The organism is Litoribrevibacter euphylliae, from assembly GCF_042646085.1.
Taxonomy (GTDB): domain Bacteria; phylum Pseudomonadota; class Gammaproteobacteria; order Pseudomonadales; family Litoribrevibacteraceae; genus Litoribrevibacter; species Litoribrevibacter euphylliae.
Genome location: NZ_JBHRSZ010000007.1, coordinates 866,835 through 882,947, shown reverse-complemented (window position 1 = coordinate 882,947; position 16,113 = coordinate 866,835). Strand labels below are relative to the sequence as shown.

The following is a 16,113-nucleotide window of genomic DNA, read 5'->3' as shown; positions in this document are numbered from 1 at the left end:
GAAATCACGCACTGAAAAAGACAATCCCAACAAAAGGCACGCTCCTAAAACGCAAAAAGACGAGCATGCTCGTCTTTTTTATAATGCGCACACGATATTAATTTAGAACAACCCCAAGCTTGCATCGGTATATCGCGTACTGTGCCTAGGCAACCCATAGGTTGTCGCTTCTTTCAGGTCAAGCTGAATCCCTCCAGTAGGGATATTCATATAAAACCCCTGAGCAGCAGTCATTACACCTTCAACATATTCACCTGGCACTGTTGGATCAGTAATATTATCAGACACAAAGACATCTGTTCTCCAAGGCACATCTTCAGCCTGGATACCTAAAAACATTCCTCTAGCAAAATCACCATTACCTACATCAATACTTTGATATTTTGTTAAGGGGAAACATGTATCCATTCCAACCAACTCACAACCATTTGTATAGAGATTAATGTCACCACCAGTACAACTTCCAAGAGAGTTTCGTGTTGTACAAACAGTTTCAGCTCCAGTTTCAGGAGGAGCAAATAAATCCATAGAAGTTTTTAGAAGAAACCAATTAAATACACCTACATCCTGAGCTTTCGTTACGAATTTGTAGCCATCTTCAACCCCAATATGGGTTGCACGATAATCCAACTTCTGACCAGGATTAGGATCATTAGGCCCTTGCTGCAATACAGCTCGAGTCGCCAATGTACTATCCCCTAATAACAAAGGAGAAACATACTTAAGCAAAAACCCAAAGAACCCCTCAGGATTCTGGGTACCCAACGCCTTTGCTGTATCTGAAATAATGACATCCTGATTACCTGTCATTGATAACATATTCGATGTCATTACACCTTTCGCTCCACCATAGCCTACTCTCATTCCCGCTAGGCTTTGAACACCATTTTCTTCCTTAAAGGCAAACTCGACATATGGATCCTTTATCTGAAACGGCATAGGTGCACCTGCATCCGCCGCAGTAAATTGCTGTCCGGTTTTAGGATTTATTGGAAACCTACTTGAATCTGGCTTAGGCAAGCCATCTGATCCGTAGACAATGTCACCATTACTATCCACCTGAAAGTAATCATGCGGATTAAAGTAAGTTCCCAACCCCAAGTCAGTCATATGGATATCCACACCCGTACCTGTAATATCTCGTGGATCATCATAAACACCTAACTTCACTTCATCCTGAGTTAAGATGGTTTCGATATCCATGCCTAAATTAATACGCGTGTATTTATATGTAGTTGTATCTTGAACGATAGGATCTGGCTCATCGATAGTAATAAAAGCCTGACCTGTATATTCAGATAAAGCCTCGTCTTCAATGGCTACCATCTGAGCCTGTGAAAACTGAACCAAAAACAATAACGGGAATGTTAGTAAGGGAGCAAAATTCATAGTCACATCCATATTATTTTTATTATTAGGACTAACTATAGAGCAATCACTCAATTAATAATTGTTTGGATAAGACAGCAATTTGACCGGTTATAACACTTATTAAACAAGCATTTAAAAACAAAAAAGCCAGCTTTTTAGCTGGCTTACAGAAACTAAAACAACTTACCGAATAGGCGTTGCCGTTATATTTGCCCGAAGACTTACGTTTTCAAACTGAGCACCATAAAAGATTGGCTGAGCCCCCCCCACATGATGATTCATATTGATACGATCTATATTCAGTTGCTTGAACTCCACTTTTGTATCAACCGCGAATCCAACAGGGTTTGTATATCCTGATGTTAATTTAGCCTCTAAGTCGGCATCAGCCACAAGCTCTTCATGCCCTGTAGGATCAAGTAACACTCGTTTCAACAAACCGTCCGTTGTATCTACGTCTTTTACAACCGTTTCTGCAACATCTAGTCCAAGCTGCACAGTAAGGCCATCTTCATCCGTTGAAATCCCAACAGCTTCAATCCCTACTTTACCATCAGAACGATACCATCCTAACTTGGTATCTGCATTTGGATCCATACCGTTAACAATCGCCAATTCATCCGCATTCAGAGAATCTTTATCAACAAATTTACTATTAATGGTTACTGTTACACCCTGATCACCACGATCCTCCCAACGGCCACCAGGCTCTTTAGTGATAGGATCTTCCTGCTCACAAATGGCTTGTGTTGTACCAGTACCACCAATACAGACAGTACCGGCACCACCGGAACTGATACTCAAGGTTGAATCATGCTCCAAACGGGACAAGACAATACGCCCTAAAGAATCGCCGCTATCCTTGTCCCCAAAGCGAACATTTCCTACATCCATCGTTGATGCAAACCAACCCCGATTTAGAACCAGCCCATCCTTATTTACATCCAGTTTGGCATCTCGCATATAAATATCGTAAGTAACATCATCTAGCCACAGACCTGAACGATCCTGATCAACAGAAATACCAAACGTACTATCGGTCAAATGGATATCACCATTAAACGTAAGACCATCATTATCAGCACCACCAGGTAATACAGTCATATGACCATTTAAAGTAAAATCAGCCTCCTGGAAAATTTTTAAGGGCAATAAAAGCTCAGTACCACCTTGAAGTTCCGCACTGTTCTTATCATCTCCAACTCTGAAGCCATCAATACTGTAGTGACCTACAACATCCTCAAAACCAATACGCAAACCATCAAAGAACGGATCCTCAGACGGATCCACTACATTATTCGTATATAAATAGCTCGCATCAATAAGATCAACAATTACCGCACCAGAACCATAGCTTTTAATACCTGATACCCAGACTGTATTACCATTATCAGTGTATCCAATATCTGCATTCGCTAAACTCCAGTTAGTGTTAATTGTTATCCCTTGATCACCGCCATATTGATTTCCTTTAGGCGTCAACTGTAATGAGTTGGTATAGGTAGTACCATCAACAATTTGATCTTCAAATAAATAATCAACGTGAACAGAGCCCAAACTTAACTTACCAACATCATTACCAGAATTATATTTGGTACCAATAAAGATATTTTCAATATCGATAGCTCCTTGGGAACGCTCTGTTTGCAGCCACACACTATCATCTATAACATCAAATGTAAGATTCGTAACCTGAGACTGATGAGTCACACCAGTTAAAGCAACCTCATACTGTTTGCCACCATTATCGGTATCAATATAGCGAAAATCACCATTTGATAAAGTTCTGTCATAATTAAACGTTAAGCCTTGCTCAGGGTCCTTACCACCAGCACTGATATACAACTCCCCACTCACATCTGCTGAAGCAGTAATCATCCCAACATTTGGGTTTCCTTCCATAGTCGAAGCACTTGGATCCGATGCAAAGTTATTGGTATCAAACTTAATTTGATCAACAGTTAAATTAAAGTGATGATCTGGAAAGGTGATTAATAATGCCTCTTTTCCTGCTTTATACGGATCATCAACAACATCCAAAGTCCAATTAGTCCCCCAATGCTCGTAATCAAAAGAGACCATAAGGTCATTTCCATTATCACGATAGAAGAATTCAGCCCCTTTCGTAATAGGGTTACCATTACCATCTAACTGAACATTGCCATCAGCATCTCTCTGCAATCCAAAGATACGACTATTATAGTTAAAAATCGTCATACCTTTATCAGCATTCAAAAGCCCGCCACCTGTCATCTGGAAATAATTTTCCATATCATAGTCAAGAGCTATCAATCCAAAACTATTAGGTGCTGTATTTGCGGAGTTGACTCTTATCTCTCCTACTTGAAGCCTCGCTTCCTCTGTAATAGACCTCACATGCAACTGATCAGGACCGCCCGCTCCATCAACAGCATCGATCATAATGTAAGATTTAGCGCCTTTTGAACTGTCTCTTGAATTATGTATTTCAATTTCTTCTAGAGACAATGGATTTCCATCGTCAATATAACTCAAACTACCAATACTGACCTTGGATTCTATTTCAACCGTAATACCCGCCTGACCCGTCACATCAGAAAGACTGCCTTCATCCATCAACTGAAGCTCAGCCAATGCCAGAGAAGGAACAGATGCAAGAGCAACGGAAAAATACAAAGGCTTTAACGTATTCATAAAAGCTCCTCCTTATTTATCCGCCGTAGGGAAAATCAACATATTGCCAGACATATTTACCTGACCATTAATTTTAACCCCATAGATATTGGTTTGCTGAAAGTTAACTGAATCATTAGGAGAGGCGTGCGAAGAAAAGCCAACGGTATACTGGTAATCCTTGAATCTCATAGAAGTAGGCAAACCAATTTCCAGCACTTCTTTATTGAAAGACGCGCCATCACCACCAAAACCGTCATTAACACCTAAGGCAACTGCATTCGTTTCATCGACAGGCTGTCCAGAATTATCCACAAGCTGACCAGTAACATCTCGTCGATTGCCATCAATTTTACGAGTACGCAACGTCAGCCCTTCGAAAGAAACTTCACCCTTCCAATCATCAATGACGTACCATCCATTTTCTGGATTGCCTCCCATTTTATAGGAAAAGCGAGCACCACAACGCTGATCATCTGAAACACTCTCACACGTTGTATAAGTAGCATCATTGATAGGGCCGCCTTCTTCATTGAGACTAAACTCACCCGAGAGGTAAAGGCCGCCCTGAGCAACTGTATCAGAAAGCTCTGCATCATCTATTGCAGTCAATTCCGCTGAAACATTAAATGAGCTCAATGCTATAACGACCGGCAAGACTCTTCTTATTATTTTCATGTCATCGCCCCTAACCACCAATATCATGGGTGGTCATCTTCATGTATTGAATTTGCAACCCTTCGATCTTCGAGGTTCCTAAATAAGTATCTCCAACTTTCAGGCCGCCAGCAGTTTCAAAGGTAGGATTTGATATTGTTGGATCACCGATATAGAAGTTACTTTTTGTTTTTACACCAGGAATAGTGTCGTTGTAATAATTATCGTAGAAATCTTTCTCTGTTGCTGCCCAATCAGCAGCATCCGACTGGTCATTTAAGATAGTACTAATACGCGTTGGCTGACCCGCAGCTGTAGGCGCAGGTAAAGCCTCAACTTCCAGCTGCAAATTACCATCAGAAGTAACACTTAACATTGCAGGCTGAATCTCACCAACACCGATAATAAGATCCATTGCCAGATGCTTAATATGGACCGCATCACCACAAGTATTACCATCTACCCCACAACTAGCAATCAACACATCCGGGGTATACATATTCAAACGGATATTAGCCAACGTCAGATTACGTTGATCCGATTCACTTTCTGAGCCTGTTGCAGTTTCATCCCCCCATAAACGGATATAACTACCATCAAATACAGCCTCTTTTACATACAAGGTCAACGGCGTATCAGAGTCAGGAGAACCTTCAAACTCAGCATTAATTTCCAAACCAAAATCAATCCGCTCACCTCGATAGCCACCATCAACAGCCTCACGACTATCAAACTTAGCGCACTCAGCAGCCCCAGCTTTTAAACAAGGATCCATTGTATGACCTGTCCATACAGGATCACCATCAATAGCAACCAAATCAGGCATAGCAATTTCAAGCACCCCCTTGTTAGGAGCACGGACATCAATGTCATCACCATCTCGCTGACTAATCTCAACAGGGTTATTTAAACGACCTACATTAACCGTTGTCGGATTCACAACAAACGACGATGTGCCATCACCGTTATCCACGAACTCAGCACTGCCTTTACCACCAATGAAGAAATTATCGGCCTTAACAGTTACCTGCCGTCCATCAGACGTTTTGATACCTGTAATTTCGAAAACAGCGGCCCCATTACTAGCATCCACTTCTGAGCCAGCATGAAAAGAATAGTCTTCCAGAACGATACCTAAGCCTTCACCATCCACCTTTGACATGGCATCGTCAGACATAGGAGAGAGTTCAGCAGCAACCACACCACTAAACAATGAACATACTAGTAACGCCACAGGTCTTTTCATTTTTATTATTCCTATGGTTTAAGGAAACAATCCCAAAGCTGCATCTGTGTATCGAGTTGATTCGATATTTCCACCTACTCCTGGCACGCCAACAAGGGCATCCGTTGTTGATGTCATGCCGGTGGGTAGATTAAAAAACGCACCTTGAGTTGTCTCAATTAAACTATTTACATCAATAGATCCATCATTAAGCGTTTTCGCCCAACCTATATCAATGTTTTGATACGACAGGAACATGTCGCCTGCCGTCGCCGAATCATTTATGTTAAGTGTCGCAAGGTTATTTAGTGAAATACAGTTAGAAGAACAATCACCGGCTTCACCAAGGTGAGTGGCACGGATATTAGTAGCCGTTCCAGTAGAATCGAGCAATTGAGCTGCTACTGCCGCAGTATCAGGATCTCCGTCATGATCAATCATCAATTCGAAATTCCCCGTTAAGCTATTAATATTGGCCGTCAATGCCCCTGAAGCACTACCCGCACCGATACGCATACCGACTACTTCGCGAACCCCAACATTATCAGAGAACGCGAATTCCATATATGGGTCAGTTATCACAAAAGGAACATATTCGTAGGTATCAGGATCAATATACCCTAAGCTTAAATTATCAATATCTATATCTGAAGTTGCACTGTATCCAGCACGATCATAAGTGCCAAGCTGAACTTTATCGATAGTTGCATTGGTTTCTATGGTCGACCCCAATGTCACTCTGAGAAACTCATTGGTAGAAGAGTCAGCCTGAACAACTTCATAATCATCAATAGCTATTATTGCCTGACCAGAGTAAGACGCTAAATCCTCATCTGTCACAGGAACTAAATCCGCCTGAGCAGACAAAGAAAACAGGTTTATCAGAAGTACAGATAACCCAGCGACTGTTAGTCTCGCCACTTTGACTTTATGCATGGTTTGAATTCGCTACGTAATATTTATTTTTATTGTGTTAATGCGACATCATTGTCATTTTATAGCAAAAACACTTTTCCGCAAGATTGACCACAGAATTCTACATTTGGAACAAAGTGTAGACTTAAGCCTTGAAGATATGTGTGAACCTTGCCCCATTTTGGCAAAATTATTGATAATAGGCGTCCACAGATAAGAGAACCCGACAAAATTGTCTATCAGATCTCAATTTTGTCGGAGGAAAACAAAGGAAGGAAAACTTCAGAAATTAAGAGACTTTTTCACCTTTGGCTTGCTTATCGGCATGATAAGAAGAACGAACCAAAGGACCACTGGCCACTCGCTGGAAGCCAAGCTCTTCCGCAATACGCCCAAGCTCTTCAAACTCCGAAGGCTCAACAAAACGATCCACAGGCAAATGATCCTTACTTGGCTGGAGATACTGCCCCAAAGTAATCATATCCACATCATGAGCACGGAGATCTTTCATAACCTCAACAATCTCCTCAAAGCTTTCACCCAAACCAAGCATTAAACCAGATTTGGTTAAAATATCAGGTCTGCGCGCTTTATATTGCTTCAACAAATCCAATGACCATTGATAATCAGACCCCGGGCGCGATTGCTTATATAACCTAGGTACAGTTTCGAGATTATGGTTAAACACGTCAGGAGGCGACTGTTCCAAGATATCCAACGCCACATCCATTCGACCTCGAAAATCAGGTACCAACACTTCAATTTCAATGTTCGGAGAACGTTTACGTGTTTCGTCAATACAGGCTACGAAATGCCCTGCGCCACCATCTCGTAAATCATCTCTATCTACCGACGTGATTACCACATACCGTAATCCCATATCTGCGATAGCTTCTGCTAAGTGCGTAGGCTCATTTTCATCGAGAGGATTTGGTCGGCCGTGGGCCACATCACAAAAAGGACAACGGCGAGTGCAGATGTCCCCCATAATCATAAAAGTCGCTGTGCCATGACTAAAGCACTCTCCCAGATTCGGGCAAGACGCCTCTTCACAAACGGAGTGTAACTTATGATCTCTTAGCTTCTGCTTAATTTTACTAATTTCAGGAGAGGCCGGTACCCGAACTCTAATCCAGTCCGGCTTACGAGGCATTTTATCGGTAGGGATTACTTTCACCGGAATGCGAGAGGTTTTATCCGCGCCCCTTAGCTTTTCTCCCTGAACTACCTTTGGCCTATTGTTTCTTGCTTTTACTTCTTGAGACTGCTCTGCCATATTTTTAAACCTTTGGAGGTAATCCAGTTTTCATTTCAACGGTTGAGTACCCGAGTTGCGACTGCAAACAATGCCGAAGCTTCTCTAGCACCTCATCAAAATCAATACTGTCATGATAATCTTTGAGTTGCGTCATTTGCATTCCTGCATAGCCGCAAGGATTAATTCTAAGAAAGGGCGATAAATCCATATCCAAATTCAACGCCAATCCATGAAAAGACTTACCTTTTCGGATACGAAGACCAAGAGACGCGATCTTCTGCTCATTGACGTACACCCCTGGTGCATCTTGCTTAGGATAAGCATCAAGGTCGTACTGAGATAATAGAGAAACGATGGCCTGCTCGATATCAGTCACCAACCGCCTCGGACCTACCCCTCTTCTTGATAAATCAAGAAGGCAATATACAACTAATTGCCCCGGACCATGATAAGTCACCTGCCCACCTCGATCCGTCTGGACAACAGGAATATCACCCGTCGCTAACAGATGCTCCGCCTTTCCTGCTTGCCCTTGAGTAAAGACCGGCTCATGCTCAAGAAACCACAATTCATCCGCAGTTTCATCACTTCGAGCGTCGGTGAACTGATGCATCGCATCACATACTTTTTGATATTCCTGTAGGCCTTCGAGTTGTCGCACAACAAGCGATGTCATTAAAGCACCATTCTCACACGAGTACTGCTCATAAAAGTCTGATGAATATCAGATAAGTGCCCTTCACTTTGAGCAACGATTTTCACTGTAACCGATAAGAAGCGACCATTACGGCTCGCAGAAGACTTCAACCCCAGAAGATCAATATCATCCTCCGGCATTAAATTTTTAAGTGTGTCGATAACAAAAGACTCAAAGTCATCAGCGTTTTCGCCCAACACTTTGATAGGGTATCCAGGGCATGGAAATTCAATTTTTGGCGGCTCTTGATTCTGCATTACGACTACCTTTACGCCTCTCTTCTAATAGATTTACAAGGAGACATATTCATGATGTTTTCTTGTTCGCTTACTATTGATTGTAAGACCAATTAAGCACAACTACTAAATAACTCAGCTTTGTGCCGCTGATACAACTCCGCCATCCGTTGCCACATAGGCCCAATATTTCCATTTCCTACTGGCTTATCATCCAGCTCAGTAATAGCCCTTAATTCTGCCGTTGAGCTGGTCAACCAAACTTCATCCGCTTGGGTTAGCTCAACCACAGAAACAGGTCTTGATTCGATGGGCACATTATAACGGTTAGCTAACTCAAAGATAAAATCTCGAGTGATTCCTGTAAGAATCCATTCGCTCAGCTCAGGTGTAACGATAGCACCTTGGCTCACGATAAAAATATTGCTTGCCGTCCCTTCAGTGATAAAGCCATCTCGATGAAGAATGCCCTCGTCTTTACCCGATTCATAGACAACCTTCTTAAGCAATACACTGCCCAGTAAAGAAGTGGATTTGATATCACCACGAGACCAGCGAATATCTTCTAATAATATGGCCGAGCATGACGGATTTAAACGGGTGTCGGTACTTTTTGAAGAAATAGGTTTTGATACTGCAAACACAGTCGGAGTGATATTAGTGGGATAATTATGAGTGCGCGATTCAGTTACACCTCTAGTGACCTGAATGTAAATAGACTGGTGATCACCTTCATTTTGATCGATCAACCGTTCTATCAAAAAACGCCACTCATGAAGCCCCAAAGGATTGGGTATACCTGTTTCCTCTAAACTACGACTTAGGCGAGACAAGTGCTGTTCTAATCTAAATGGTTGACGGTTATATACCACTACGACTTCATAGACACTGTCACCAAAAAGAAAGCCTCGATCAAACACCGAGACTTTCGCTTTATCTGCGGGCAACCATTGCCCATCAAGATAAACAATCGAAGGCATTAACCACCAAACAAACCAATAAAGAACAGTTTAATAGCGTCCCAAAGGCGAGCAAAGAAGCCGGCTTCTTCAACTGGCTTTAAGGCTACTAAAGGTTGTTCGACCAAAGTTTCACCATTCAGAGCAATTTTTAAGTTACCTAACTCTTGGCCTTGCTCCACTGGTGCTTCAATAATGGTATCCACTTCTAAATTTGCTTTTACATCATTACGACTACCACGAGGTACAGTGATAACAATATCATCAATCACGCCCAGTGATACCTGATCTTGCCCCCCCTTCCAGATACGATTACGAGTTAATTCCGCACCCGCTTCATATAAAGACAATGTTTCAAAGTACCTGAAACCATAATTCAATAGCTTCTGAGTCTCTCTCGCTCTAGCTTCTTCACTACGCGTACCAAGCACCACAGAAATCAATCGCATACCATCTTTTTCGGCCGATGCTACCAAGCAATACCCAGCTTCATTGGTATGGCCTGTTTTCAAGCCATCAACAGACGAGTCGCGCCACAACAAACGATTACGGTTAGGCTGCTCAATACCATTGTACTTAAATACTTTTTCGGAATAGATGCCATAATACTCAGGATGATCGACGATGGTATGCTCGGCTAACGTAGCCAAGTCACGAGCAGAAGCATAGTGATCAGCGTGAGGCAATCCGGTTGCATTCATGAAATGCGTATTGGTCATCCCAAGCTGAGAAACGTATTGATTCATTAAGTCAGCAAATCCCTCTTCAGAGCCTGCCACATGTTCAGCCATTGCCACACTTGCATCATTCCCAGACTGAATAATAATTCCACGAAGCAAGTCTTCAACTTTAACTTTCTTACCTACTTCAATAAACATACGAGAGCCCGGCATACGCCAAGCCTTCTCACTCACTAAAACTTCATCGTCCAATCCAACATTACCGCGCTGAATTTCTTCCACCGCAATATAACTGGTCATCATTTTGGTTAAGCTGGCCGGAGGAACACGCTCATCGGGATTCTCCTCAACCAAAACCTTACCACTTTTAGCATCCAACAAAATATAAGCAGTAGCCGCCAATTGCGGTGGTGCCGGGATTAACGGATTTGCCAACACCAGGCTTGAAACAAAGAAGAAAAATAAAGAAATAACAATATTGGAAGATTTCGCTTTCATAGCTCTCGTTTTCAGATGGAATAGTTTGAAGATGAATATGACTCAGAATATCAGAGGACCCTAGATCCTATCAAATACCACGAGTGGATTTGCAATACCATTGGTCTTCGCCAAAGACACTATATCTTGGGCCGCTTTTAACGTTTTTAAAGGCCCAATTTGAACTTTAAAAATACCAGATTCAGGCTTTATTCTGAATGATGAATTCGCCCAAGCCAATGCCTGCTGACGAAACTTACGTGCATTATCCAAACTTCCAAAGGCTCCAATCTGTACATAACGATCAGGCTCTTTAAAGTCTAAAGACTCAACCTTTACCTTAGCTGTTCCTTGTCTGTGGTAGCCCAGTTTGGCTGCCGCAGCATAAGAGAGATCAATAACTCTTCCCTCATGGAAAGGACCACGATCATTCACACGAACCACTACCGAACGTCCATTGTCTACATTCGTTACTCTGACATAGGAAGGAATCGGCAAAGTTTTATGAGCAGCTGACATACCATACATATCATACGTTTCACCATTGGACGTTAAGTGGCCGTGAAATTTATGGCCGTACCAGGACGCAATCCCTTCCTGATAAAACGCTTTTGAAGATGGAAGAACATGATAGGTTTCCCCTCTCACAGTATAAGGCGATCTATTTCCTCCCGCACTATAGGGCTCCCATCTGGGCGTAGCATCTGGGATCTGAGAGACATCAACGTCCACTGTTGGCCCATAATCTTGCTCCACATGGTAACGAGAAGGAGTTGAACTACAGCCAACCAAAGATAAAACTAAAAAACAAACCGAGACTACCTTGTACAAAACTAACTCTCTGTTTTTATATTTCGTTTACGCTCGATTTCATCACCCAACTGAATAACTGACATCGCATACAGACGGCTGTGATTGTAACGCGTTATTGCATAGAAATTATTGAAGCCTAGCCAAAACTCTGCACCGAGTCGTCCTTTATACTTAAATAACGCCGCTTCCATTTGGTCAGGTAACGCATCGGTACTAGCAGGTGTTACACCCGTCTCAGCCCACTCTTTCAATGTCTTGGTCGGTTCTAAAGATTCATTAACCAAGCTTCGGTAAGATTCTCCCGAAACTCTTGCACGACTGGCGATTACACCATCGCGCACCCAACCATGCTGACTGATATAATTCGCAACACTACCTATCGCATCGACAGGGTTTGACCAAATATCTTTAAGATCATCACCATCAAAATCCACCGCATAAGAAAGATAACTGCTCGGAATAAACTGCCCATAGCCCATCGCCCCAGCATATGACCCTTTAATCTTTAAGGGGTCTAGATTGTATTCACGGCACATAATCAAGAAAGACTTCAGTTCTCGACGAAACAAAGGACGTTTAGGATAGTCAAACGCCAACGTCGCCAACGCGTCAATCACTCGATAAGCGCCACCTTGTTTACCATACATAGTCTCTACACCAATAATGGAAACAATGTACTTAGCCGGCACACCGTAGACATCTTCAGCGCGTTCGAGCGTTTTCTGATTCGTTTCCCAAAACTCTAAACCACGCTTAATACGTGTTGAGTTTACAAACATCGGTCGATATTCTTGCCAAGTTTTAGTGCGCTCAGCTGGCCTGGAAATAGCGTCCAAAATAGATTGTTTCTTCTTTGCAACAGCAATAAGTTTTTCCAATGACTGTCGCTTGAACTCGTGCTCTTTAACCATTTCATCAATAAACGCTTTCACATCCGCACGATCACTGTAATCTCCAGCCCATCCCGCGACAGATACCAAGCCAAAGCAAAACATGAGGGCTATTTGATAAAACTTAACTTTATAAAAACGGTCCATCGTCACTCTCTGTTTAATTAAACGTTCAATCACTCTCTGAAAATTGTGCTCACATCTAAGCTAAGTCGGCACAACTTCAAAAACTCACTCGCCCAATCTGACCACACAAAACGCAATTTGATCCCTACTTGGCCAATAACTTTCTGTGCGTATGTACCGACATTAACACACCAAACCCAGCCATTAATGTAAGAATCGAGGTTCCACCGTAGCTAATCAGCGGCAAAGGCACACCAACAACAGGTAAGATACCACTCACCATACCTATGTTTACAAAAACATAAACAAAGAAAGTTAAGGTTATACTACCTGCCAACAAACGACTGTATGAGTCTTGTGCTCTCACAGAGATATACAAACCACGAAGTACAATCAGCAGATACAAAGCCAATAAAGCCAAAACACCAAAGAAACCAAATTCTTCCGCATACACGGCAATAATAAAGTCGGTATGACTTTCCGGCAAAAAGTCCAGATGACTCTGAGTACCATTCAACCAACCTTTGCCCCATAAACCACCCGAGCCAATGGCAATTTTCGACTGAATAATATTCCAACCGGCACCCAGCGGATCACTCTCCGGGTCAAACAAGGTCAATACTCGCTGCTTTTGATAGTCCCGCATGACGAACTGCCAGAAAGGATAAATCATGGCAGAAACGAGCCCAACGAAACCAAAAACAATACGCCATTTCAAGCCAGCTAATAAGAGGATAAAAAGGCCGGAAGCAGCAATCAATAAAGACGTTCCCAAATCTGGCTGTTTGGCGATTAAGCCTACCGGAACGACGATAATAACCAATGAAACAATGACGTATTTGAATCTGGGCGGCAGCTTACGACCCGACATATACCAAGCCACCATCATAGGCACAATCAGCTTCATAATTTCGGATGGCTGAAAACGCACCGGCCCTAGACTTAACCAACGCTGCGCCCCTTTGGCACCGACACCAACCAGCAATACAGCCACCAGCAACCCAATTCCTATCACGTAGAAATAAGGCGACCAACGTTTCAAAGTAGACACATCAAACTGCGCAACCACAAACATCACCACCAAACCCAACGCAATTCGGATAATCTGCTTATGAACATCCTCAATACTGCCGCCGCTACCACTGTAGAGCACGAACAGTCCACCACCACATAAACACAACAAGAGCACAAGCAATTGCGTGTCAATGTGCATCCTTAGCCAAATACTAGGACGCCGACTAAAATGCGTTGCGGCATCAGGAAGCGTACGAGAAAAATCCCTCACTATTGGCTCGCCTCCACATCGTACTCCCCAAGAATATGCGCATCAAAAACTTTACGCGCTAAAGGAGCCGCAGTACTACTACCGCCACCACCATTTTCCACCAATACCGCAACAGCTATCTGAGGGTCATCAAACGGAGCAAACCCCATAAACCACGCATGATCTCGATGCCACTTTGAAATCTTGGTCTCGTCATACTCTTCGTCTTGCGCAATCCCAAGTACCTGTGCAGTACCAGTTTTCCCTGCCATTTTATATTTCGCACCACGGCCGGAGGCTCGAGCGGTACCACGAGAACCGTGCATAACGTCTTTCATCGCCGCAAACATTCGATCCCAATTCTGAGGGTCTTTAAGCATGATATTTTTGGATTCAGACTCATCCATATCCTTCTTAATTTGGTCGACAACCTCATCCAAATCACCGTCCATCGTCAACCTTGGACGAACCCACTTACCTTTATTCGCCAAGATTGCAGTGCCTGCAGCCAACTGCAAAGGGGTTACCAGAGTAAAGCCCTGCCCCAAGCCCATATTGAGACTATCCCCTGGAAACCAAGGCAACCCTTTAGCTCCACGTTTCCATTCCCGAGTAGGTAGCAGCCCGCGGCGCGCTTCAGAAATGTCCAGGCTGGTTAAATCACCAAAGCCGAATTTTGCTAAGAAGTCGGACATGCGATCTACACCCAAACGGAAAGCCAATTCATAAAAATAAGTATCACAGGACTGAACCACTGCATATCGGAGATCAACTCGACCATGCCCGCCTTTTTTCCAGTCGCGATAAACACGTTTATCGTTTTTCAATTGGTACGTGCCGTAATCCATAATACTGAAGTTCCAGTCCACGACTCCGGCTTCAACCCCAGCGATACCGAGCATAGGCTTTAACGTAGAACCAGGAGGATACTGCCCCTTGAGCGCACGGTTAAACAACGGCTTGGCTTTAGAGTCTCTCAACTCACCGTAAGACTTGTGGTCTATCCCCAAAACAAAGGCGTTAGGATCAAAACTTGGCTCACTCACCAATGCCAAAATGCCACCGGTTTTAGGTTCGATAGCCACAATGGCGCCTCGACGTCCATCCAGTAACTTACTGGCTGTGACCTGCAACCGACTATCTAAAGACAATCTCAAGTTTTTACCCGGCGTCGGAGGGACTCGCTCAATCACGTTTAAGACACGTCCTCGAGCATCTGCCTCTACTTTTTGCAAACCAACCTTGCCATGCAATGAAGACTCATAGAAACGCTCTATACCTAGCTTCCCAATATGATTGGTCGCTTGATAATTCGTGGTATCCAGCTTGGTCAGCTCTTTCTCGTTAATGCGAGCAACATACCCAACCACATGAGCAAAGGGAGCACCTAAAGGATAAGATCGAACCAATTTGGCATCCACTGTAACCGCGGGATAGCGATGTAACTCCACTGCGACCTTGGCAATTTCTTCTTCCGTCAAACGGTTGCGAATGGCCACGGGTTCGAGCGGACGCCGACGCTGATTCAAACGTCGAGAAAACTTTTCTACATCACGATCAGTAATTTCAAGAATCTTACGTAGTTCTTGGATTAACTGATCTCGATCTTTTACTTTTTCAGGCACAATACCAAGGCTGAAATTAGGCGTATTCTCAGCCAATAACACGCCATTACGATCAAATATCAAGCCACGAGTCGGAGCAATCGGCTCCACCTGCACGCGATTTTGTTCTGAAGCAGTCTGATACTTTTGAAACTCAACCACCTGCAAGTGATACATGCGAAGCAAAAGCACAGCAAGCAAAAACAAGACGACGCAAAACGCCACAACCACTCGCCAAAAGAAAATCGTAGAGTATTTAGAATGATCGTGGAGAGATAATCCTTCCATA

General features: G+C 43.2%; 14 protein-coding genes. All 14 read right to left on the bottom strand.

The window, feature by feature from the left end:
• Positions 1 to 102: 102 nt before the first annotated feature.
• The 14 genes from ACFOEK_RS19120 to mrdA all read right to left on the bottom strand — a co-directional run bounded on the left by ACFOEK_RS19120 (position 103) and on the right by mrdA (position 16,112).
• Complete coding sequence (locus ACFOEK_RS19120) at positions 103 to 1,389, bottom strand: hypothetical protein (RefSeq protein WP_386723075.1); 1,287 nt, start codon at positions 1,387 to 1,389, stop codon at positions 103 to 105.
• 165 nt (positions 1,390 to 1,554) lie between these two features.
• Positions 1,555 to 4,044 (bottom strand): DUF6160 family protein, encoded by a 2,490-nt coding sequence (locus tag ACFOEK_RS19115; RefSeq protein ID WP_386723074.1) that lies wholly within the window; start codon positions 4,042 to 4,044, stop codon positions 1,555 to 1,557.
• 12 nt (positions 4,045 to 4,056) lie between these two features.
• Positions 4,057 to 4,701 carry a DUF6160 family protein gene (locus tag ACFOEK_RS19110; protein ID WP_386723073.1) on the bottom strand — a complete coding sequence of 215 codons (645 nt, stop codon included), beginning with the start codon at positions 4,699 to 4,701 and terminating at the stop codon, positions 4,057 to 4,059.
• Positions 4,702 to 4,711: 10 nt separating this feature from the next.
• On the bottom strand, positions 4,712 to 5,926 hold the full coding sequence (locus ACFOEK_RS19105; protein ID WP_386723072.1) for a hypothetical protein: 1,215 nt from the start codon (positions 5,924 to 5,926) through the stop codon (positions 4,712 to 4,714).
• Positions 5,927 to 5,944: 18 nt separating this feature from the next.
• Positions 5,945 to 6,826 (bottom strand): hypothetical protein, encoded by an 882-nt coding sequence (locus ACFOEK_RS19100; protein ID WP_386723071.1) that lies wholly within the window; start codon positions 6,824 to 6,826, stop codon positions 5,945 to 5,947.
• A gap of 283 nt (positions 6,827 to 7,109) precedes the next feature.
• Positions 7,110 to 8,096 carry a lipoyl synthase gene (gene lipA / locus ACFOEK_RS19095; RefSeq protein ID WP_386723070.1) on the bottom strand — a complete coding sequence of 329 codons (987 nt, stop codon included), beginning with the start codon at positions 8,094 to 8,096 and terminating at the stop codon, positions 7,110 to 7,112.
• Between the two features lie 4 nt (positions 8,097 to 8,100).
• Positions 8,101 to 8,754 carry a lipoyl(octanoyl) transferase LipB gene (lipB, locus tag ACFOEK_RS19090; RefSeq protein WP_386723069.1) on the bottom strand — a complete coding sequence of 218 codons (654 nt, stop codon included), beginning with the start codon at positions 8,752 to 8,754 and terminating at the stop codon, positions 8,101 to 8,103.
• A complete protein-coding gene (locus ACFOEK_RS19085) occupies positions 8,754 to 9,032 on the bottom strand; it encodes a YbeD family protein (RefSeq protein WP_386723068.1) in 279 nt (92 codons plus the stop codon). Before ACFOEK_RS19085 ends, lipB begins: the two co-directional genes overlap by 1 nt.
• A 92-nt stretch (positions 9,033 to 9,124) precedes the next feature.
• Positions 9,125 to 9,991 carry a D-amino acid aminotransferase gene (locus ACFOEK_RS19080; RefSeq protein ID WP_386723067.1) on the bottom strand — a complete coding sequence of 289 codons (867 nt, stop codon included), beginning with the start codon at positions 9,989 to 9,991 and terminating at the stop codon, positions 9,125 to 9,127.
• On the bottom strand, positions 9,991 to 11,148 hold the full coding sequence (locus tag ACFOEK_RS19075; RefSeq protein WP_386723066.1) for a D-alanyl-D-alanine carboxypeptidase family protein: 1,158 nt from the start codon (positions 11,146 to 11,148) through the stop codon (positions 9,991 to 9,993). The genes ACFOEK_RS19080 and ACFOEK_RS19075 overlap by 1 nt, the downstream gene beginning before the upstream one ends.
• Positions 11,149 to 11,208: 60 nt before the next feature.
• On the bottom strand, positions 11,209 to 11,958 hold the full coding sequence (locus tag ACFOEK_RS19070) for a septal ring lytic transglycosylase RlpA family protein (protein WP_386723065.1): 750 nt from the start codon (positions 11,956 to 11,958) through the stop codon (positions 11,209 to 11,211).
• A gap of 2 nt (positions 11,959 to 11,960) precedes the next feature.
• On the bottom strand, positions 11,961 to 12,977 hold the full coding sequence (gene mltB, locus ACFOEK_RS19065; protein WP_386723064.1) for a lytic murein transglycosylase B: 1,017 nt from the start codon (positions 12,975 to 12,977) through the stop codon (positions 11,961 to 11,963).
• 124 nt (positions 12,978 to 13,101) lie between these two features.
• Positions 13,102 to 14,241, bottom strand: a complete 1,140-nt coding sequence (gene rodA, locus ACFOEK_RS19060) for a rod shape-determining protein RodA (RefSeq protein WP_449280229.1) — start codon at positions 14,239 to 14,241, stop codon at positions 13,102 to 13,104.
• On the bottom strand, positions 14,241 to 16,112 hold the full coding sequence (mrdA, locus tag ACFOEK_RS19055) for a penicillin-binding protein 2 (protein ID WP_386723063.1): 1,872 nt from the start codon (positions 16,110 to 16,112) through the stop codon (positions 14,241 to 14,243). Before mrdA ends, rodA begins: the two co-directional genes overlap by 1 nt.
• Between the last annotated feature and the right edge of the window lies 1 nt (position 16,113).